This window comes from Mesorhizobium sp. L2C084A000, from assembly GCF_000502875.1.
Lineage (GTDB): Bacteria > Pseudomonadota > Alphaproteobacteria > Rhizobiales > Rhizobiaceae > Mesorhizobium.
The window spans coordinates 208,493-229,065 of the sequence record NZ_AYWX01000002.1 but is presented as its reverse complement, the minus strand read 5'-3'; the positions used below and the strand labels follow the sequence as shown (position 1 = coordinate 229,065).

General features: G+C 61.8%; 19 protein-coding genes. 4 read left to right on the top strand and 15 right to left on the bottom strand.

What is annotated here, in order from left to right; genetic code table 11:
* The first annotated feature begins 51 nt into the window (after positions 1-51).
* Complete coding sequence (locus X735_RS160140; RefSeq protein ID WP_023809547.1) at positions 52-1,140, top strand: glycosyltransferase family 4 protein; 1,089 nt, start codon at positions 52-54, stop codon at positions 1,138-1,140.
* The gene (locus tag X735_RS160145; RefSeq protein ID WP_023809546.1) at positions 1,137-1,898 is read left to right on the top strand and encodes a polysaccharide deacetylase family protein; all 762 of its coding nucleotides are present in this window, start codon (positions 1,137-1,139) and stop codon (positions 1,896-1,898) included. Before X735_RS160140 ends, X735_RS160145 begins: the two co-directional genes overlap by 4 nt.
* A gap of 1 nt (position 1,899) precedes the next feature.
* On the opposite strand, the gene X735_RS160150 is transcribed toward X735_RS160145, so the two are convergent.
* Genes X735_RS160150 through X735_RS160155 form a run of 3 tightly spaced genes read right to left on the bottom strand, consistent with a single transcriptional unit; the run spans position 1,900 to position 5,973 of the window.
* Positions 1,900-2,754, bottom strand: coding sequence for an MBL fold metallo-hydrolase (locus X735_RS160150; RefSeq protein WP_023809545.1), 855 nt, complete (start codon positions 2,752-2,754; stop codon positions 1,900-1,902).
* A 23-nt stretch (positions 2,755-2,777) separates the two neighbouring features.
* On the bottom strand, positions 2,778-3,224 hold the full coding sequence (locus X735_RS0133700) for a cyclic nucleotide-binding domain-containing protein (RefSeq protein ID WP_031212612.1): 447 nt from the start codon (positions 3,222-3,224) through the stop codon (positions 2,778-2,780).
* Positions 3,225-3,258: 34 nt separating this feature from the next.
* A complete protein-coding gene (locus tag X735_RS160155; protein ID WP_023809544.1) occupies positions 3,259-5,973 on the bottom strand; it encodes an ABC transporter ATP-binding protein in 2,715 nt (904 codons plus the stop codon).
* 233 nt (positions 5,974-6,206) lie between these two features.
* On the opposite strand from X735_RS160155, the gene X735_RS160160 reads away from it, so the two are divergent.
* Positions 6,207-6,872: a class I SAM-dependent methyltransferase gene (locus tag X735_RS160160; protein WP_081734794.1), complete on the top strand. Its 666-nt coding sequence runs from the start codon at positions 6,207-6,209 to the stop codon at positions 6,870-6,872.
* 36 nt (positions 6,873-6,908) lie between these two features.
* Here X735_RS160160 and X735_RS160165 read toward each other — a convergent pair whose 3' ends face one another.
* From X735_RS160165 to X735_RS160210, 12 genes are all read right to left on the bottom strand, one after another.
* A complete protein-coding gene (locus X735_RS160165; protein WP_023809542.1) occupies positions 6,909-8,060 on the bottom strand; it encodes a glycosyltransferase family protein in 1,152 nt (383 codons plus the stop codon).
* Positions 8,057-9,301, bottom strand: a complete 1,245-nt coding sequence (locus X735_RS160170) for a glycosyltransferase (protein ID WP_023809541.1) — start codon at positions 9,299-9,301, stop codon at positions 8,057-8,059. The genes X735_RS160165 and X735_RS160170 overlap by 4 nt, the downstream gene beginning before the upstream one ends.
* 1 nt (position 9,302) lies before the next feature.
* Positions 9,303-10,517, bottom strand: coding sequence for a glycosyltransferase family protein (locus X735_RS160175; protein WP_023809540.1), 1,215 nt, complete (start codon positions 10,515-10,517; stop codon positions 9,303-9,305).
* Positions 10,518-11,454: 937 nt separating this feature from the next.
* Positions 11,455-11,946 (bottom strand): alcohol dehydrogenase catalytic domain-containing protein, encoded by a 492-nt coding sequence (locus X735_RS24565; protein WP_023809539.1) that lies wholly within the window; start codon positions 11,944-11,946, stop codon positions 11,455-11,457.
* Complete coding sequence (locus X735_RS1000000170225) at positions 11,900-12,025, bottom strand: alcohol dehydrogenase catalytic domain-containing protein (protein WP_196815303.1); 126 nt, start codon at positions 12,023-12,025, stop codon at positions 11,900-11,902. Before X735_RS1000000170225 ends, X735_RS24565 begins: the two co-directional genes overlap by 47 nt.
* A 746-nt stretch (positions 12,026-12,771) precedes the next feature.
* Positions 12,772-14,148 (bottom strand): MmgE/PrpD family protein, encoded by a 1,377-nt coding sequence (locus X735_RS160180; protein WP_023809537.1) that lies wholly within the window; start codon positions 14,146-14,148, stop codon positions 12,772-12,774.
* 26 nt (positions 14,149-14,174) lie between these two features.
* Positions 14,175-14,987, bottom strand: a complete 813-nt coding sequence (locus X735_RS160185; RefSeq protein ID WP_023809536.1) for a CoA ester lyase — start codon at positions 14,985-14,987, stop codon at positions 14,175-14,177.
* Positions 14,981-15,823, bottom strand: a complete 843-nt coding sequence (locus tag X735_RS160190; RefSeq protein ID WP_023809535.1) for a MaoC family dehydratase N-terminal domain-containing protein — start codon at positions 15,821-15,823, stop codon at positions 14,981-14,983. Before X735_RS160190 ends, X735_RS160185 begins: the two co-directional genes overlap by 7 nt.
* A 10-nt stretch (positions 15,824-15,833) precedes the next feature.
* Entirely contained in the window at positions 15,834-16,964 is a 1,131-nt protein-coding gene (locus X735_RS160195; RefSeq protein ID WP_023809534.1) for a CaiB/BaiF CoA-transferase family protein, read from the bottom strand.
* On the bottom strand, positions 16,957-17,697 hold the full coding sequence (locus X735_RS160200) for an NAD(P)H-dependent oxidoreductase (protein WP_023809533.1): 741 nt from the start codon (positions 17,695-17,697) through the stop codon (positions 16,957-16,959). Before X735_RS160200 ends, X735_RS160195 begins: the two co-directional genes overlap by 8 nt.
* Before the next feature lie 9 nt (positions 17,698-17,706).
* Positions 17,707-18,855, bottom strand: coding sequence for an acyl-CoA dehydrogenase family protein (locus X735_RS160205; RefSeq protein ID WP_023809532.1), 1,149 nt, complete (start codon positions 18,853-18,855; stop codon positions 17,707-17,709).
* Positions 18,856-18,960: 105 nt separating this feature from the next.
* Positions 18,961-19,896, bottom strand: a complete 936-nt coding sequence (locus X735_RS160210; RefSeq protein WP_023809531.1) for a LysR substrate-binding domain-containing protein — start codon at positions 19,894-19,896, stop codon at positions 18,961-18,963.
* Between the two features lie 101 nt (positions 19,897-19,997).
* Here X735_RS160210 and X735_RS160215 point away from each other — a divergent pair, with 101 nt between their 5' ends.
* The gene (locus tag X735_RS160215) at positions 19,998-20,570 is read left to right on the top strand and encodes a thiamine pyrophosphate-binding protein (RefSeq protein WP_023809530.1); all 573 of its coding nucleotides are present in this window, start codon (positions 19,998-20,000) and stop codon (positions 20,568-20,570) included.
* The last annotated feature ends 3 nt before the right edge of the window (positions 20,571-20,573 follow it).

Below are 20,573 nucleotides of genomic sequence, written 5' to 3'. Positions count from 1 at the left end.
ATCACGCTTGGAAATTGACTTGCGCAGGCTTTCCGATGATAGGGTCGCGCGATGCGAATTGCCTTCTACGCGCCGCTGAAGTCACCCAATCATCCCGTTGTCTCCGGCGACCGCCAGATGGCACGGATGCTTGTCAAAGCGCTGGAGTACGGAGGGCATAGCGTCGAATTGGCATCTGAGTTGCGCTTCTATCTACGCCAGCCGGAGTCGAAAAGTTTCGAGGCACTCAAGATCGAGGCCGCAGAGGAAGCCGCGCGGCTGACCAAGCTTTGGGATCGTGACGGCAAGCCCGATCTCTGGTTCACCTACCATCCCTATTACAAGGCGCCCGACTTGATCGGGCCGGAGCTGGCGTCGGCCTTTGCTGTCCCCTATGTGACAGCGGAAGCCTCCTATTCCAGGCGACGCAATGCCGGCTTGTGGGCCGATAGCCAAGCATTGGTGGCGCGAGCCATCGAACAAGCGGCTCTGAACATCTGCTTCACCCAAAGGGATCGTCAGGGACTGGCGGATGCTATTCCCAAGGCCGCTTTCGGTATGCTTTCGCCCTTCATCGACATATCGGCATTCCGGGAAATCCCGGCACGGGGTTGTCCGACGCGCCTCGTTACCGTCGCCATGATGCGCCCGGGCGACAAACTGGGCAGCTATCGCATGCTGGCGCAAGCGCTCGGCTTGATCGGCCATATGCCCTGGACCATGTCGGTCGTCGGAGACGGGCCAGCTCGCGACGAGGTCGAAGCGCAATTCGCCGGCTTGCCCGCCGATCGTATCGAATGGATCGGCTCGATCGAGCCTGCCGCCGTGCCGGATGTCCTTTACACCGGGGGAATCTATGTCTGGCCGGGTTATGGCGAGGCCTACGGCGTTGCCTATCTTGAAGCACAGGCCGCCGGCCTTCCGGTGGTGGCTCAGGACATCGCCGGCGTGCCGGAGGTCGTGCGGGATGGCCAGACCGGGTTTCTCACCCCGCCGGGCGATGTCGCGGCGTTCGCTTCCGCCATTGAAAGGCTTCTGGCCCGGGACGACGAAAGAACCATCATGGCCGCGGAAGCCCGGCGTTTCGTTCTCGAAGAACGTTCCCTCGGTGGCGCAGCTGCGCGTCTGGCCGAACTTATTGCGAAGGTCCCGGTCTCATGACGTCCGATCCGATCTGGCAGCCCTTGGTGGAAGAGCTGGCGCGCCTGCAACGGGCGGGCCGCAAGGCGGAGTTCTGGCTGCGCGACGACGACGCCGTGTATCCGACGCCTGCGCTTGATCGGCTGCTCGACCTCACCGGTGAATTCGCGGTTCCGGTCACTCTGGCCGTCATTCCGGCCCTGACCGACGCGAAGCTTGTCGCCCGGCTCGACGAGGCCCCGCATGCCACGGTCGCCATCCATGGCTGGGCGCACCGGACTCATGCGCCCGAGGACCAGAAAAAGCAGGAGCTCGGCGCGCATCGGCCACGCGAGGCGGTGCTCGATGATCTGGCTCGCGGACTGTCGCGAGTAACCGGCCTGCACGGCGCACGTGCCGTTCCGATGCTGGTGCCGCCCTGGAACAGGATCGACGCCGGCGTGGTATCCGACCTTGGATCGATAGGTTTTGCGGCCTTGTCAGTCTATGGGCCGCCGAAGCCGGCTTCATTGGCGGTCATCAACAGCAATGTCGACATCATGGATTGGCATGGCACGCGCGGCTGCCGCGATCATGGTGTATTGGTCCAGGCTATCATCGCACACTTGCAGCATGCATCCGACGGCGAGCCGATCGGCCTGCTCACCCACCATCTTGTACATGATGAATCGGCCTGGCTTTTCCTCGAACGATTGTTGACAGTCACCGCACAGGCTGAACCCTGTGCATGGCTTCCGATCAGGACATTGATCGGGCGCCACGCGGGTAAAGGAAAATAGCTCAGCGCTTTCTGTGCGATGAGACCGGGAACTTGAGCATCTGGCCATCCCGCGCGGCAAAAGCGCCGGCAAACCTGTCCTTGGCCAGCTTCTCCATCTCGTCCAGTTGCTCGTCGGTGCGTGTCGGATCGTGGTGAAACAGCGCAAGCGCCCGTGCACCGGCCGCCTCACAGAGCTTGACGCCCTGTTGCCATGTCGAGTGACCGTTACCGCGGCGGCGTTCCATTTCCTTCTCGGTGTAGGTGCAATCGTAAATGACGAGGTCGGCATCTTCGATCAGGTCGAGCACCGACTGATCGAGTTTGTCCGGCTCGTGCTCGGTGTCGGTGATCACCGCCACGACGCGGCCGCCCCATTCGATCCGGTAGCCTATGCAGCCTCCCGGATGGGTGAGACTGCCGGTCCGAACCACCACCCCTTCGCGCGGCCGAAGCACGTCTCCGGATACGAAATCGCGGCAGTCGAGATTTGCCTTGCAGACGTTCATTTTCACCGGAAACCACGGCGGCCGTATGAACTCATCGATAATCTGCCGGGTCGTCATGCGTCCTGCAAGATGCCCGGACCAAAGCGTAAGCTTGACGCTCGGGTCGAAGATAGGCGCAAAAGCCGGCAGCCCGATGATGTGATCGTAATGGCAATGGGTGAAAAGCAGGTCGAAATCGGTCACATCCGACGCCTGAAGCGCCTTGCCGGCAGGCCGCAGGCCAGAGCCTGCGTCGAACAGAAGCGTATGCTTGCCGCATCGCATCTCAATGCAGATTGTGTTGCCGCCATAGCGAGCGAATTCTGGCCCGGATACAGCAATGCTGCCGCGCACGCCCCAAAATCTGACCAGGAAAAAATCGTCGTCCATGCTACCTTTGGCCCATCATAGCTCTAGGCGCTTCGTGCGTCGATCAGATCCGCGGTCGTATGGCTTAGCCGATCGGCAAGAACCCGCAATATCTCGATGGTCATTTCCGGGAACTCCTTCATAAGCCTCAGGAAATGATCCTTGCGGATTCTCAAGGCCTCCAGATCACTTGCCGCGCTGACGGTGGCAGTGCGGGAGCTGTTGCACAATATGGCGATCTCGCCGACAATCGAATTTGGCAGCAGTTCGGCAACTTTCATCGGCCCGCTGTCGGAATCGACCAGAATATCCGCCCTGCCTGAAAGGATGACATAGGCAGCGTCTGCCTCGTCGCCCTGCCGGAAAAGAATCTGGCCGGCGCTGTAATTCACGCGATCGGATGTGAACGCGAGCAGCTTGAGCTTTGCCGGCTCAATGCCAGAGAACAAGGGAACGCGTTGCAGCATTCCAACTTCATCCTTGAGCAGCATTGTCGCAAACCTTCCTAAATTCGCGTCTGCCAGACTATGACAGAAGTTCCTTGAAGATACCGTTCTCTGCCAAAAGTGTCTCGTGTGTACCGTCTTCCACCAATTGACCCGAGTCAAAGACCATAACGCGATCGAACATCATCGCCATTGCCGGACTCGTCACGACCCACACAATTGCCGGCGAATGGCCGTCGCGTCTGGCTTCCTCGAGCACGTTTCGCAGCACCTTGTCCTGAATGCGCTGGTCGAGCGCCGACAGCGGCCGGTTGAGAATGAGAAAATCGGGACGCTTGAGCAGAGCCCGGGCAACATCGAGCTTCTGTCGCTGTCCGCCGGTCAGCCGCCTTCCACCGGCGCCGACGTTGAAGTCCAGGCCGACATCCAGAAGCTCGGCATAGAGCCCCAGCTCGTCAAGAATGTCATAGACGATGGAGCGTATGCGGTCCGGGGCGTCGGGATGGTTGTTTCCCACACGGCCGAATAGGACATTGTCCATGACGGTGGCCGCGGCAATGTATTTGGCAGGATCATACCGTTCGATCGCGTTGTGCAGTTCGGGCGGCAGGTTTTCATAGAACTGGTTGCGTGCGGCGACGATCTTGCTCATCAACTCGTCGGTCAGCAGGCCGAAGCGGTGCCGGGGCTCGATATAGGCAAAGCTCAAGGTGATGATCATGGCGCGGTCGGCCTCCGAAACCGCCTCGTAGGGGCGGTTCTTGAGCCGCTGCAGCAAGGTCTCGTAGGCGGGGATCTCCTCGGCGCTCATGAAGGCGAGCTGCTGGAAGAACTGGTGATCTGGCGGCAGGTCGGCAAACAGCTCGATCGCCTGTTCGGCGATCTCCATGCCCATCTCGTAGAGCGTGCTGTCGAGGCCGGCCTGCTTCAGCACGGAAGCAAAGTAGGGATTGGCCGCCAGAGCCTTGTCGGCCAGTTCGGGGCCGGCGGCGGCGCCGAAAAGCAAGTTCTGGCCGATCGTCGCTTCCGTGTTGTAAGCGCCCGGCTCGAAAGGAACCACCAGTTCGCGCAGCCCTTCCTGTTCCAGCCGGGTTCGCAGCGCTGCACGCAGTTCGACGATCCGCCCGGCGAGCTTCGTGTGACGCGTGAGGTCGGCCGAAGAGCGCAAGCCAAGATCCAGAATGTCGCGCGACAGAAGAACCGCGTCGAGCACCCGGCGCACCGCTTCAAAGAGGTCGTGCGGGCCGGTAGCACCGGCGGAAGCATAGTCGATCCAGTCGCTATGGACGTCGAAATCCGGATTGCCCGACCAGCGCGCCTCGTCCATATTCCAGCGCTGCTGGTCTGCCGCGGCGCCGTCATAAGTCACCGATGTCAGCGGTGCATGCTTCAACCCGTAGAGCAGGTTATCGCGCAGGCTTGCTTGGAACAGGAAAACATCCGACGAGGCGTAAGACATGCGCCGGCCGGTCACGGCTTCGGGGAGTTCAAGCAGGTCATCGGCGCCCGAAGCGACCTTTCCACTCTCTGGCCAGTTCAGACGCGCGAAGGCTTCTGCTAGCGCCTCCGCTCCGCCTGTCGGGGTGCTGACCAGCGCCACCGTCTCAGCCGGCTTGACCTGCATGGAGACACGGTTGAGGAGCATTGCACCGCCATCGTCTGCCATGGAGAGACCGACCGCCGACAGCGGGTTTGTCATCGGACCGGGATCGTCGATCGTCAGTGCCGCGATTCCCGGCGCAATGATATCCTCGACGGTGAACTGTTCAACGACCTGCTGATATTTGACCTGGACATCCTGCCGATCCTGATCCCAGTCGATCAGTTCCTTCATCGGTCCGGGCAGGTCCTTGTAGGCTCCGATCACCGCCACGAGTTGGCCGACGTCCAGCCGGCCCCCGATGACCAGATACCCGCCGATCATGTAGAACAGAAAGGGCGTGAGCTGTGCGAGAAAATTGTTGAGGAACTTTACCATGAATTTCCATTGGTAAAGATCGAAGCGGATCTTGAAGATGAGCCCTAGCCTAGCAGCTATGTCGGCGCGCTCGTAGTTCGACGTATCGTGGACGTGAACCGCGCCGATGCCGTCAACGATTTCGCCAACCCGGCCAGAAAGCGCGCGCGCCGTCAACTGCCGTTGGCGCCCAAGCACGAGCAGCCGCCGCCGCATCCGCGGGATGAGTACGATCTGGATGATCACGATCACCACCGCTATCATTCCGAGCCAGACGTTCTGGACCATGATGAACAGCATGGCCGTCAGCGCCTGGCCGCCGAGCAGCACCGGCTGCAGGAAGGCATCGCCGATAAAGCCGCCCAGCGGCTCCACCTCATCCTTCACCATGGTCGCCACTTCGGCGGATTTCACCCGCTTGAAGTAAATCGGCGGAAACCGCAGCACACGATCGATCAGATCGAAGCGAATACGCCGCAGCATGCGTTCGCCGAGGCGGCCCTTGTAGGTGTTGATGTAGAGTTTGAACAGGCCGTTGATGACGACCAGCAAGAGGAACACAAGGCTCAGGGCAAGCAGCGTCTCCTTGCGGTCAAGCTGAAAACCGGAGAAGAACTGGACCTCGCCAATGAACGGCAGGTTATAGTGCAATCTCATGAAGGGCAGGGTCGTGCCGGGTTGCTCGAACCCCTTCCCCTGGATCGGGCCGTTGACGATCAGCTTCGGCAGGTCGAAGGACATGAAATATGGGATCATCGAAAGCAGGACGATCATCAATATCCAGATCTGCTGCTTCCGGGTGTGCGTCCAGATATAGCGGGCTAGGCTGGGTTCCATATGCGACTGTCAGTTTGGAGGATGCAGGCGGTGAAAGCACCTGCTGGCAAACGATGTATCGGCAATGTCTTCGCGGATGGACGCCGCTGGTCGGGACAGACGCAATCGGCCCCCTTCGCCACCGTGCAACGGCGAAACGGCTGGCGGCATCGTCTTATCCGCAAGTCGAACAGGCTCGCGTGAGGCAATATTGCGTTGTGTCGCCCGAAATCCCAACATAGAGGACGAATATGATGGATGTCACACAAGCACGCAATGCCGGCGGGCACGAACAAGCCTTGGATCTCGCCCGGGGAATTGCCGCCTATGTCGACCACCCTCTCGTCGCCGGGCTGGCGCGCGTCATCGCCAAGCATCCGACGGCCGACATCGCCAACGCCTTCAACCACAAGCAGGTCGCTTGCAAGATGTGGGCGCTCGACGAGCTGTTTGGAAGCTGCGGCGGCCGGTTCGGGCGTATATGGGTGCTGGGTGGATGGTACGGCGTATTGCCGGCAATGCTTTTCAACGACGCCCGTTTCGACATTGCGGCGATCGACAGCATCGACATCGATCCGGAAGTCGGGCCGGTCGCCCGGACCCTCAACCGGGAAGCCGGCGACCGCTTCCGGGCGCTGACGGAAGATATGTACGCACTCGACTATGCCGCCGGGCGGCCCGACCTAGTGGTCAATACGAGCTGCGAACACATAGCCGAGCTGGGTGCCTGGCTTGCCCTGCTTCCGCGGGGCACGAATGTGCTGCTGCAATCGAACGATTACTTCAGCGAGCCGACGCACATCAACTGCGTGGCTTCGCTTGCAGCCTTCGAAGCAATGGCGGCGCTACGGGAGATCAGGTTCTCCGGCGAACTGCCGACAAAAAAATATACGCGCTTCATGCTGATTGGAACTGTTTGAAGCGCGTTTCGCGAATCCAACGAGATGCGACCTGCGTTAGGATTTCGAGGACCAGGTTCGTTGCCGCTCGCGCAGGATTTGCGCAGAGTGACGGGCGCCTTCCAGATCGAGACGATGCGCCGCTGGCGCCGGTCCCGCAAGCGCCTGTTCGATCGCTTGCGCCAGACACTCAGGCGTCAGGTCCTTTTCCATCCGCACCGTTGCAAGGCCGAGCTCTTCGAGCATAAGGGCTCGAACCGTCTGTTCCGTTTCCCCGCCGGCTGCAAAGGGAACGAGCAGCGAGCGACAGCGCGCGCGCAGGACATCGCAGACAGTGTTGTAACCCGCCTGCGAGACCGACAGGCGGGCGCCGGTCAGCAAGCTGGCGAAATCCTCGCGAAACCGGAAGATGGACAGGCGCGGCGTCGCATCGCGTGTAATCGCGTCAAATTCGTCCTTCGGCAGGTTTGGGCCGGTGATCAGACACCATTTCCAGGCGTTGTCGGCATTCCGCGCTAATGCGATGGTGGACCGGACAAGGCTCTTTCCGGCGGCCCCGCCGCCAACCGACACCACAACGTCGAAACGCTCGGAGGCCGCGGGCGCTGGTGGCGCGGCAACGAGCCCTGTGTACGCAACCTCGGCCCTGATCGCTCCCGCCAGTGGAAATGTCTTGTCGATGGTTGCGAAAGCCGGATCGCCATGGACCATGACAAGGTCAAAATGCCTGTTAACGAGATCGACCGTTTCCTCGTTTCGGCCCGGCTTGACGCGCTCCTGAAGGATATCACGGACTGACGTCACCAGCAGCGGTCTGGGCGACGCCGCGTCGATGGCCTCGATCAGCGGCAAGAGTTCGAAACGCATCTGCCGGCGCCCAAATGGAAACGCCTCGACAATGACGATATCAGGCCTGCAATCCCGGAATGCCTGCAGCAGCATCTCTGAACGCCGTTTCTTGAAATCATCGTCGATGGGCTTGCCCTGCAGGTCGACAAGACCGGAAAATCCTTCATCACCGGAGGTGACAGATGGCAGGGTTACAGATATTGCCCCCAATCCCGGAAACCCCGCGACCGGCGCTCCGCCAGTGACGATGGTTACGTCAAACCCGTCATCGACCAGAGCCGCCGCGACGCGGCTGGAGCGCGCGAGATGGCCGATGCCGAGCAGGTGCTGGACATAGAAGAACGCGCGCAGCCGCTTCATTCGGCGGCCCGCCACTCCCGTTCGAACAGCTCCTTGAGCTGTCCAATGCTTGCTATGTGATCGAAATTGCCGCGCACGCGCGCCTCTGCGGTGTCGCCGAGGCGGGCACGCAGCACGGGATCACGGATCAGCCGCTCCAGCGCCTGTGCCAGGGCAATTGGGTTTTCCGTCGGAACCAGCAGCCCGGTTTCATCCGGCGATAAAAGCTCCGGCACGCCGGAAATATCGGTCGACACGCAGGCAAGCCGCTGGCTGGCCGCCTCCACCAGAACATTCGGCAGACCATCGCGGTCACCATTTGCGGTGATCCTGCAGGCCAGGGCGAAGATATCGGCGCGGCGGTAGTGCTCAAGCACCTCTTCCTGCGCGAGCGCGCCTTTCCAAGAGATGCGACCATCCAGTCCGAGCTTTTGCGCCAACGCCTTGAGCCGTTCCAGTTCCTCGCCGCCGCCAATATGCTCGAAACGCCACGCTAAATCACCGGGCAAGAGGGCAAGGGCCTCCAGCAAGGTGTCGTAACCTTTCTTTGCAACGGCGCGCCCGACACTCAGAACGATAACCGGTTCGTCCGGCGCCGAGCCGTCATGCTGTTTTCGTGCCTCGCCGAAAATGCCGAAGCGATCAAGGTCGAGCCCATGATAGCTCAAATGCACTGACGAGTTGCCGTCGGCGAGTTTTTTCAGACGGTCGAAGCCGGTTTTCGTGCAAGTTACCGTCCAGCGCGCCGAGGAAAGCTTGCTGGCCAGATCCCAATCCGCCGAAGTCCAGATGTCCTTGGCATGGGCCGAGCAGCTCCAGGGCAGACCAAGAAGCTGGCTGGCATAGCGCGTCACCGATGCCGGCGTGTGCGCGAAATGCGCATGCAGCCATACCGCGTCTTCGGGCCATTCGGCCGCTAGCACGAGCGCTTGCCCGAAACGGCGCGCGCGATTGCGCGTAAAGTCGCGCGGCATATCGACGGCCAGCGATCCCAGTGCACGCCAGAAGCCCGGCCGCAGCAAACAAGCAGAAAGCGAGCGAACCACGCGCAGCGGCTCTTCATGCAGATATTCCGGCAGATAATGGACGGGCGCTTTGATCTCGTCATGCACGGGGTGGCGTTTTGCGTCGGTCGGCCGCCTGAGCGCGACGAGTATCAGATCGAACCCCGCACGCTCCAGTCCGAGCAGTTCCTGCGCGATGAAGGTTTCCGAGAGCCGCGGATAACCCTTCAGAACCACGACGATCTTGCGATGTTGCAACTCAGTTCATGCCTTCAATAACCGAAAGGTGAGGGCCAGCCTGCCGGTCGAGCAGTTCCGCGACGATTTCGGAAATATGAGGGAGCCCTTCCAGGGTCAGATGTGGATTACTCTGGGATGGACGAGGCCGATTCGGCAGCGCCACCAGTGCATCGGCAAATCGCTGGGAGTCCTTGGCTTCCTCCGGCAAAAGCATTTCGACGAGGCCCAGTTCGGCTGCGCGCCGCGCGCGGATCAGTTGTTCCTGGCGGGGTTCGATGCGCGGCACGATGAGCGCCGGCTTGTCAAAAGATAGTATCTCGCAATAAGTATTGTAACCGCCCATCGCCACTACCGCCTTGGCGCCGGCAATCAGGTCTTCCATGCGGTTGTCGAACTCGATAATCTTGATGTAGGGGATCGTGGCCCCCTTCTTCAGCAACTTGTTGCGCTTGCGAGCCGGCATGTAAGGCCCAAGCACGATCAGCGCCTTGTGCTGCAATTTCGGATCCTGCTGATAAGCGTCGATGACGTCGTGAATCAATTCGGCGCCGTCGCCGCCGCCACCGGTGGTAACCAGGATATAGTCGCCCTCTGGCCGGTGGCCGGGCAACTGGTTCCGCTGCAGGCTCCGTTGCAGGAAACCGACGAATCTCATTTTTGCCCTGACAGCCGGCGGCACATCCAAGCCGGTCAACGGATCGTAGAAATCCGGCGGGCCATAGGCCCAGACCTTGTCGTAGAACAGGCCTATCTTGCGCATCACATCCCTGCGCGCCCACTCTGCTTCGAGCAGATGCGGTGCATCCATCACCTCGCGCAGGCCAAGCACCAGCGTGGTGCCCCGCGTCTTGAGGTAGGACAGCGTGTCCTCAATCTCACCGCGCAGGCCGAGCGGTTCCTTGTCGACGATGAAGATATCCGGCCGGAAGGTCTCGGCTGTGTGGCGGATGATCGACTGACGCATCCTTAGCGTCTCATGCAGATCGATGTCCTTTTCCAACGAGGTGTATTCGCCGTTGCGCAGCTTGATGACGCTGGGGATCTTCACGAAGTCGACACGGGCGCGGTAGTCGAAGGCGCCAGCGATAGTCGCACCCGAAATGATAAGCACCTGAAGCCCACGGAAATCCTCGACTAGCGAATGCGCAATAGTCCGGCAGCGCTGCAAGTGGCCGAGCCCGAACGTGTCGTGGCTGTACATGAGAATTCGTGCGTTTTCTGCGTGCTGGGTCATTCTTGAACGTCTCTTAAAATTCTCGCCTTGACACCGTGAGTGGCCCGCCGGCTTCGAAACCATCCTGGGTTTGGCCGCAATTTTCAATTTTATATTGCTTCTATGGAATGCCGTTCAGATATGCTTTCTGATCGCGAGTCCGAGACTAGATGGGTTGGCGAATATCGCCGCGCGGGTGTGAGCAGAGACTTCCTGTTATATTGTGGGATGGATCGAAGAGGAAAGCGATGTCAAAAAAATCGGCAGAAATCATCCCTCTTGATTCCAATCCGGACTGGTAAAGGTGAAATTCCCCTATCTTGCCCATATAGCCAATTGCTTGATCGGTATACGAAAGGACAAGGTCGCTGGCGTCGCACGGCGCATTCTTGTAGAACTCATTCGTGCGCCATTGCACTCGCCTCGGGACCAAAGGTGCCGCCCATTATTCTCTTGACGGGCGGTCTCATTGTGATTCACCGACCAGAAATTGAGCCATCTGTCGCCAAGCTAGCCGGAATTTCAGCAAAAATCGAGTGGATGCCAGCGCGGTCGCAACACACCACCCGCTGCAGGGTGTGTGCGACACCGGTTGCTTGTCGATCGTTATGGCCCATGCCAATGCCTTATTGGAGCGGTGACGGTACTTCTTTAAACGGCTTGGGCAGGCCGTCGAACGTCGTGAGGTACAAAAATCGCCCGATTGGTCCCGATAGTTGGTGAACCCTCGAAAATTCTTTGCGGCGAATTCCCTTTAAAACCAAAAGCGTAATTTTTTGACGGCTCTGGTGTCGGTCTCTTTTGGGATTATAGGGATATTTTAGTGCAATTTCAATGAGTTATAGGCTACTTGATCATGCCTTGCGGATCGAGCCGCTTGTCGGCCAGCCATTCGACGACGCGTGGCAACAGCCGGCGATTCAGGCGCGAGCCGGCACGGGATCGCGCACGGAGTGGATCACCTTGTCGGCACCGAAGCGTAGCGCCCGCTCGAGGCGAGCTTCATCGATGTCGGCCACGATGCAGCGGGCACCATGCATTTTGCCAACCTGCAGCACCGTGACGCCGACGGTTCCGGCACCCTGATCAGCAGTATCACAGAGCCACAGCCGGTGCGGTCGAGGACGTTGGCGGCAATCGAAATCGGTTCGGCCAGCGCCGCCAGACTGAACGGCATGTCGGCCGGAATTGGAATGGCATTATGCGCCGGGACGGCGACGAAGTTACGGAAACCGCCGTCGCGATGGACGCCGATCACTTCGAGGTGGGCGCAGACATTGGAACGGCCGATCCGGCAGGGATAGCAGTGGCCGCACGACACCACGGGGTCGACCACCGCGCGGCCTCCTCCCACGGCAACGCCGGTCACATGGCGTCCGAGCGCGGTGACGGTGCCCGCGAACTCATGGCCGATGACGCGCGGATAGAACGGCGAACGGATTGGAGCCATGCAGGATGTGAATGTCGGAGCCACAGATGCCGGCACGGCTGACGTGAACGACCACTTCGCTGGCGCCGGGCTGTGGCATGGCGCCCGGCCGGATTTCTAGCGACTGCGGCGCGCTGACAAGAACCTCAGCATGAACACTCCAGCTAAGTATACTAGTCGACAATTGCCATGGCTAACAGATCGTCAAGTTGGTGCGCGACCAGAGGCCTCCTGATGAGGCGATCGAAGCGGAACGGGCCGGGGATAATTGGAAAAGCGTTTCGGCGCTTCTCGCCTAGCGACGTCGTCGAGTCTCCGATGGGACATGCCAGACTTGTAAAACGTCCGCTAGGGCCATCCCGAAGTCGCGAAGCTGTCAGTCGGGTTCCGGCCCCATTTCCGCCGTTCTGGACCCTGCTCCCAACGTTCGTAAAACGAGGTCAGCTATGGTCGGCAGTTTGGGGTCGCGGGAGCATACGAAACGATACGGGAAGCTTTCAGATTCTGGCCCACGAAAAACTCAACAGAACCAAGGATTTTAATATGCCCTCCGGGCCCACCATTATCGTCAAACTGCTTTACAACACAGGGCGGCGCGAAAGGAATCGAACTGCCCGTTATGCGCTCGTTCGCAATTGACGACCCAAATTCAGTAGCGTTTGTTCAATCTTCGCAAATGGCAGCAATGCGCTTCAAGTCGGCCGTTCGACACTGGGTGATCTCCCGAAAGCTGACATCGCCTCTGAAGTCAACTGCGGTCGCTCCTGCGCACGCCCCATAGCACGACCGGCCGCGGGCAATTCTCCATCCGTTCGGGCGGATGCAGTCCTTCGGCGCGATAGCGGGCTAACTCTCAGCAAATATATGCGCCGTGCTTCCGGGCTGATCGAGTCTCCAGATGCGGGCTATACACGCGCGCATCTCGTCGGCGGTGGCGCCGCCTCGAAATTCGGCAAGGCGTATGGCCTTGGCTTCCAGTTCCTGTTTCGCAAGCGTGTTGCCGGGGTCGCCCTTGGGCTCGTCGACGCGGGTATCGAGTTTGCGGCCGTCAATGGTCATGACGCTCACCTTGCCGACCCATTGCTTGGGATAAAGTCTGTCGATCTCGGCGTCGAACTCCATCCGCACCTTGGCGCGGAAACGGGCGACGCGCGTGTCGGCAAGTGCTTGGTGTTCGAACGCGTCGAGATCGGCGACGCCATGGACGGCGATGAGGCCCAACACTGTGCCCATGGAGAACTTCGCCTGGTGGACGGTTTGTGGAATGACCACCGCGCCCAGGACATCGATGGCTCCCTGATGGACATGGGTTACCACATCAGCGATGTCGTCCGGACCGAGCCCCTCGCCGCGCATGAGAAGCTGCAGCGCATCAGCGGCCGGATGGGTGTGCCGGCAGGCGGCGTGCCATTTGAAGGAGGTCTCCTCGGTTGCCCAACGGCTGCCGAGGCCGTCCGTCAGGCGGGCCGGATCGGCGTCGCTGGACATGCCTGAAGCCATGCCCTTTTTCCCTTCGAGGATCTGCGCGGCCCCCTTGAAGCCATCGCGTGCCAGATAGGCAGAAAACAGGCCGTTGGCGGCGGCTCGCGCCGTATGAAGCTGCTTGGAATCGGCGGCATCGCGCAAGAATTCCCAGAGCCCTGCCGCCTGGGTGCCGGCGGAGCCGAGAGCATGGTTGAGACCGGCTGCGTCCAGTCCGATCAATCTGCCGACCGCCGCGGCCGCGGCGACAGCGCCAGCGGTGCCGGTGGTGTGGAATATCTCGTAGTGCGAGCGTCCGAGGAATTCTCCTACGCGGATGCCCACTTCATAGCCGGCGATGCAGGCAGTCAGGACGTCGCGGCCGGTCTTCCCCTCAGCCTCGGCAACCGCCAGGACCGCCGGAAAGATCACGGCCGCCGGGTGAAAGACCGAGCCGTTGTGAACGTCGTCCTGTTCCACGATATGGGAGGCCGCCGCATTGACCATCGCCGCGAAATAGGGGCTTGTGCGCCGCCGCGTCGGGATGATGGTGCTTGGGCCGTCCGCCGGCCCCATGGCACGCGCAAAGCCGTCGATGATCTCGACCTGGTGCGCACCCTTGCCGGCCAGCGCCGAGCCGAGCCAGTCGATCATCAGTCCTTTCGCGAAATGAACGACGCGCGGCGGGATCTGTTCGAAGTCGAGTTCGGCGATGAACGAGCAGAGCCTGGCGGTCGGCCAATCGGCGGTGTCCGTGCTCATCTGTTGCTCCTCCTCTGGCATGCCCTTTAGACCAAAGCGGCCCGGCGCAGGACCTGCCTTGCACGTTCGATGACCGGCCGATCCACCATCTCGCCGTTCACCTGGCTGGCTTCGCCTGATGAGGCCGCGCCAATGATGTCGCGTGCCCATGTGATGTCATTTTCGCTCGGGCGAAAGCCATTGCGAATCGGCTCGATCTGCCTCGGATGGATGGCCATCTTGCCGCCAAAACCCATCTTCATGGCGTGGCGGGCGTCATCCTCCGTGATTTCAGGATTGCTCAGGTCGGTCGTTACGCCGTCGATCGGCGCGGCCCGGCCAGCGGCGCGCGAGCGCCAGACGATTTCGCTGCGAGCCGCAAGCAGGATCAGCCGATCATGCGCGCAACCGAGATCGAGCGAGAAGTCGACCGAGCCGAAGGCGACGGCAACGACGCCGGGCGTGGCCAATATGTCCGGCAGATTGGCAAGGCCGACAGCACTCTCGACCAGCGCGATGACGGAAACGCTGCGTGCCATGTGCCTGGTCATATCAGTAATGTCTTCCGGCCGCTCGGCCTTGGGCAGCATGACGGAGACGCCGTCGAGGCGCCGCACGGCATCGATATCCACTTCGTGCCAGGGTGTGCCGACGGCGTTGATGCGAACCACGACCGCGGATGTCAGCACGGCTGCATGGGCAACGACTGCTTCCCGGGCGCGCTCCTTGTCGCCAGGGGCGACGGCATCCTCGAGGTCGAGAATGACCGCATCCGCGCCGCTGCTGTCGGCCTTGGCAAAGCGCTCCGGCCGCGAGCCGGGTACGAAGAGCGGCACCACAGGCGTGACGAAGCTCACCATTGCGCCGTGGCCTTCACCGTCACATGGCCGTCGGCCGACCGTACCTCGAGGGCCATGCCATCTTGGCCTCGGGATGTTGCGCTCAAAAGCAGGCGCTGCGGGCCGGTCGCGGGATGCACGCCGCGGAACGAGAAACGGCGCGGCGACGTGCCGGCAATGGCGGTGGCGAAGTTCATCAGCAGCGTCGCCTGCAACGGGCCATGGATGACGAGCCCGGAATAGTGCTCGACCGTCGTGGCGTAGGGCGCGTCATAGTGGATGCGGTGCCCGTTGAACGTCAGCGCGGAATATCGAAAGAGCAGCACGGGATCGACGTTGATCGTGCGCTCGTGCGATGCGGCCAGGGGCGAATTGGCCGGCGGGGCAGGGGTCGCCGCAGCAGCTTCGGCGGCGCGATAGACGATGGTCTGGTCCTCCTCGATCACCGGACCGGAATCGTTGGCAATGTCGTGCCGGACCGTGACGAAGGTGAGGGGGCCGCTGCGGCCATGCTTCTCCTCTATGGCGGTCAATGTCGAGCGGCGGCGGATGGGGTCGCCGGAGCGGATCGTCGCCATGAAACGCACGTCGCTGGCAGCCCACATGCGGCGCGGAAGCGGCACCGGTGGCAGGAAGCCGCCTTTGGCCGGGTGCCCGTCAGGTCCGAGTTCACGCATGGCGGCAATGTCCGGCGTCAGGCACCAGTGCAGTCCTGGCGGGGCCGCGCCCTCGGCAGTCTGCGCCGCGTGGTCCCCAAGCGTGGCGCCAAAGCTGGCCAGCAGGCGCGGGGTGACAATGTCCTCGACCGTGTGTGTGCGTCCAACCCATTCCTGCAGCGTGGTTATGTCCAGGCTCATCAGGTCCTCGTCAGGCGGCGAATTCGGACCGGATCCGGTCCGTATCGGCGCCAAGGGCGGGAACGCTGGGGACCGTTGCGAACCCCTCCGACCGCCCTGCCGGCATCGGCACGGAGATGCGCCTGCCGTCCGGCAGCGCCACCTCTGTCCGGCGCAACGCCTTGTGGTGCGGCAGGTCGTTCATTGCGCTCACCTGGCCCCAGGCGATCTGCGCCTCGTTGAGACGGTTTATAGCCACTTCGCAGTCGATTGCCGCGAAGATCGGTTCGATCTCGGCGTCGAGTGCCGTGCGATTGGCCACCCGCCAGGCATTGGTGGCGAAGCGTTCGTCGGCGAACAGATCCTGCCTTTGCAGCACGAGCGTGCAGAAGCGCTTCCATTCATTGTTCTGCTGGATGGACACGACCACGCTGCCATCCCGACAGGCATAGGGTCGATAGGGGTAGATCGAAGCGTGCGCCAGGCCATATCTCTGGGTCTCACGGCCCGCATATTCGTAGTGCAGCAGCGGCACGGTCATCCAATCGGCCATGGCGTCGAACATGGCAATCTCGACAATGCGACCGCGCCCAGTCTTCTGGCGCGCGAGCAAGGCTTCGAGGATCGCTGCATGGGCATTCATGCCGGTGGCGATGTCGGCGGCGGAAACCCCGACCTTGCTCGGCGTGTCCGGTGTGCCGGTAACGGCGCAGATGCCGCTTTCGGCCTGCACCAGCATGTCGTAGGCGCGCATGGCCGCGTAGGGCGTGTCCTGCCCGTAGCCAACGATGTTGATGGCTATCAGCCGAGGAAACTCCTTCGCGATTGTATCGGCCGAGAGGCCGAGCCTGTCGATGGCGCCCGGCACGAGATTCTGCACGAGGACGTCGGCGCGCGCGACCATCCGGTGCAGGAGAGCCAGGTCGTGCTCGGTCTTCAGGTCGAGCACCGCGCTCTCCTTGCCGCGGTTGAGCCAGACGAAGTAAGCGGACATGCCCTCCACTGCGGAATCGTAGTGACGCGCGGTTTCGCCTTCCGGGCGCTCGATCTTCACGACGCGTGCGCCGGCATCGGCAAGGCGGACCGTGCAGAGCGGAGCGGCGACGGCCTGCTCGATCGAAACGACAAACAGGCCCTCCAGTGGGCGGGCGCCGTCAGACATTGCGCTGCACTCCCGAGCGCGCCAGCACACCAGGCTTCAGCCGCTCGTTCTTGCCGTAGTCCTCGGCTGCGTGGAAGAACAGATGCGGCGTGCCATCAATGTCCTCAAGCCTCTTGCGGTAGGCTTCCAGATAGGCCTTGCGGCCATCGTCGCCGACACGGCCCGGCATATAGGCGACGAAGGGCGGCAGCACGTCGAAGCCGGAATAGCGCAGCAGACCATTGTGGATCGGCCACAGCACCGTGAGGATGTCGCCGTCGATGCCATCGGGCGCGTAGGTGTCGGCCGACGTGCCCGTGGTGGCGGCCACCATGGCGAGCTTTCCCCTGAACATGCCGGTGTCGTATTTGCGGCCCGGCATATAGGCGAAACCGCGCGCGAAGACGCGATCGGCCCAGCCCTTGAGCATTGCAGGCATTCCGAACCACCAGACCGGGAACTGGAACAGCACGAAATCCGCCCGCTTCACCTTTTCGACCTCGGCGTTTATGTCGGCCGCGAGTGCGTCGGCCTCGTAGGCGGCGGTCTGCTCGCGCGGCAGGCTGAAGAAGTCTGGATCGTTGCGCTCGCCCGATATGTCGCCCGGCCCTGCGACAGGATTGAAGCCCATCGCATAGAGGTCGCTGACAACCACGTCGTGGCCGGCGCGGGTCAGGGTTTCCACGGCGAGATCCTTCATGGCGCCGTTGAAGGATTTTGCTTCCGGGTGGGCGTAGACGATGAGGACGTTCACGGACGACTCCTAGTAGGAACGCGGCAGTCCAAGCACGTGCTCGGAAAGGTATGACAGGATGAGGTTGGTCGAGATCGGCGCGACCTGATAGAGACGCGTCTCGCGGAACTTGCGCTCGACATCGTATTCTTCAGCGAAACCGAACCCGCCATAAGTCTGGATGCAGACATTGGCGGCTTCGTTCGAAGCGTCGGCCGCCAGCATCTTGGCCATGTTGGCTTCAGCGCCGGGGTTCTTGCCGGCCTCGTAGAGGCTCAGCGCCTGGCGCACCATCAATTCAGCTGCGCGCATGTTGGCGTAGGCCCTTGCGATCGGGAACTGGATGCCCTGGTTCTGGCCGATTGCCCGGCCAAACACATGCCGCTCCTTTGCGTAGGTGCTGGCCTTTTCGATGAACCATTTCGCATCGCCGATGCACTCGGCGGCAATCAGGATACGCTCGGCGTTCATGCCCGAGAGGATGTAGCGGAATCCCTTTCCCTCTTCGCCGATCAGGTTTTCGACCGGCACGCGCAGATCGTCGAAGAAGACTTCCGTGGTGGCATGGTTCATCATGGTGCGGATCGGCCGGATTGTGAGGCCGTTGCCGACGGCTTCGCGCATGTCGACGATGAGGACGGAGAGGCCGTCGGTCTTTTTCATGCCGTCCTTCAGCGGCGTGGTCCGCGCCAGCAGCAGCATCAGATCGGAATGCTCGGCACGGCTGGTCCAGATCTTCTGGCCCTTGACCACGAAATGATCGCCGTCGAGGCGAGCAGTAGTCTTGAGCGCGCCGGTGTCGGTGCCGCTGCTCGGTTCCGTGACGCCGAAGGCCTGCAGGCGCAATTCTCCTGTGGCGACCTTCGGCAGATATCGCTGCTTCTGGGCTTCCGAGCCGTGGCGAACAAGCGTGCCCATCGTGTACATCTGGGCATGGCAGGCGCCACCATTGCAGCCGGCGCGCTGGATTTCCTCCAGCACGGCAGCGGCGGCCGAAAGCGGCAAGCCCGAGCCATCATAGGCCTCCGGGATCAGGATCGAGAGCCAACCGGCCTGCGTCAGCGCTGCGACGAATTCACCGGGGTAGGTCATGTCCCTGTCGAGTGCGCGCCAGTATTCTCCGGGAAAGCGCGCGCACAACCTGGCGACGGCATCGCGAATGTCCTGGTAGTGTTCCATGAGGTTTGTCCGGCTTTTCGTCTTGCTGCAGGCCTCACTATCGCGCCTCGACGCCCTATCCGCAATGCAAGGCAGGCGTGAGCAGATATAACGAAATTCAAATGCTTATGGCGGAGGACCGAGAAGCTGGCCAACCCAGACGGCCCGCCCGACAAGATCCTTGGCGATGTTCTCGATCGCTTGTCCGGCAAACCGCGCCAGCCGCGAGGCAGGCCGGTCCGCCGGGTATGCAAGGATCAGGCGGCGCACGGGCACCGGATCGATCAACGGCGCGGCGGTGAGCAGCCCGGCGGTCACGTCGGCATGGATAGGAGCGAGCGGCAGGATCGTCCAGCCATGGCCGTTGCGCACTAGGTCCTTCAGCGCGGAGTATGAGTCCGCTTCGATGCCGACATCGAGCGTGATGCCGGCATCCGTGGCGCAGCGTTCGACGATGATGCGCAACCCGTGCTTGATGCTGGGCAGCAGCAGGCGCTTGCCCGCGAGCGAGGCGAACGATACGGCGCGCACGGTTGAAAAACCCGCGTCCGGCGGTCCGATCAGGAACAGGTTTTCCAGGAGCAGCGGGCGCGAGCGCAGCGAACGCGCCATGCGCGGGTCGTAGAGCACCGCAACGTCCACCTCGCCGCGGTGCATCCAGTCCAGCAGATAGCCGGTGTAGGCACTGACAAGCCTGAGCTTGGCCTTGGGATGGGCCTTGCCGAAGGCGGCCGCCAGCGGTAGCGAAATAATGTCGGCAACGGTGGGCGGCAGGCCGATGGCCACTTCGCCGGTTAGCGGCGCATCGGCGGGCGTGGCCGTGGCGCGGATCTCGTCGATCTCGGCCATCACGCGCATGGCGTGCGCCAGCACCTCCTTGCCCTGCTCAGACAGCACCATGCCGCGTCCATGGCGCAGGAAAAGGGCAAAGCCCAATTCCTCCTCCAGCATGCGCACCTGCCGGCTGAGCGCCGGCTGCGCAATGTGCAGCCGGTCGGCGGCCTTGCTGAGGCTGCCGAGTTCGGCGACGTGGATGAGCGTGCGTAGCTGCGATAACTCCATGAGCTATCGAATATCATTATATCTGATCACAATAAAGGGACGAAGATTAGATTGGACAGCCGAGGTAACCTGGTTCCAATCCAAATTCCCGGGGGTCCAAGGTGACGGCGAGCATAGAAGCAAAACATCCGCAAGCGGCAGCACTTGCAGCCGCTCCGGCGGCGTCTGAAAAGCAGTGGCCGGATCCGGTCTATGACGTGCTCAAGGCCGCCGGCATCAGCCAGATGTCCTACGTGCCCGACGCAGGCCACACCACATTGATTGAGCGCTTCAGCACGGATCCCGAGGTTGTCACCAATGTGCTGACGACGGAGGAGGAGGGCATCGCCATTGCCGCAGGCTCCTGGCTCGGCGGCAAGCGGAGCGTCGTGCTCATGCAATCCTCAGGCGTCGGCAATTGCATCAACATGCTGTCGCTTCCCGTGCAGGCGCGCTTTCCCCTGCTCGTCCTGGTGACGATGCGAGGCGAGTGGGCCGAGTTCAATCCGTGGCAGGTGCCAATGGGGCAGGCGACGGAGGCCTCGCTGAAGGCGATCGGCCTCAGGGTGCTGCGCGCCGAGACCGGTCCCGATCTCGTGGAGACGGTGGCGCAGGCAGCCTTGATGGCTTTCGACGCCGACCAGCAGATTGCCGTGCTGATCGGGCAGCGGCTGCTCGGCAAGAAGAAGTGGTGAGCG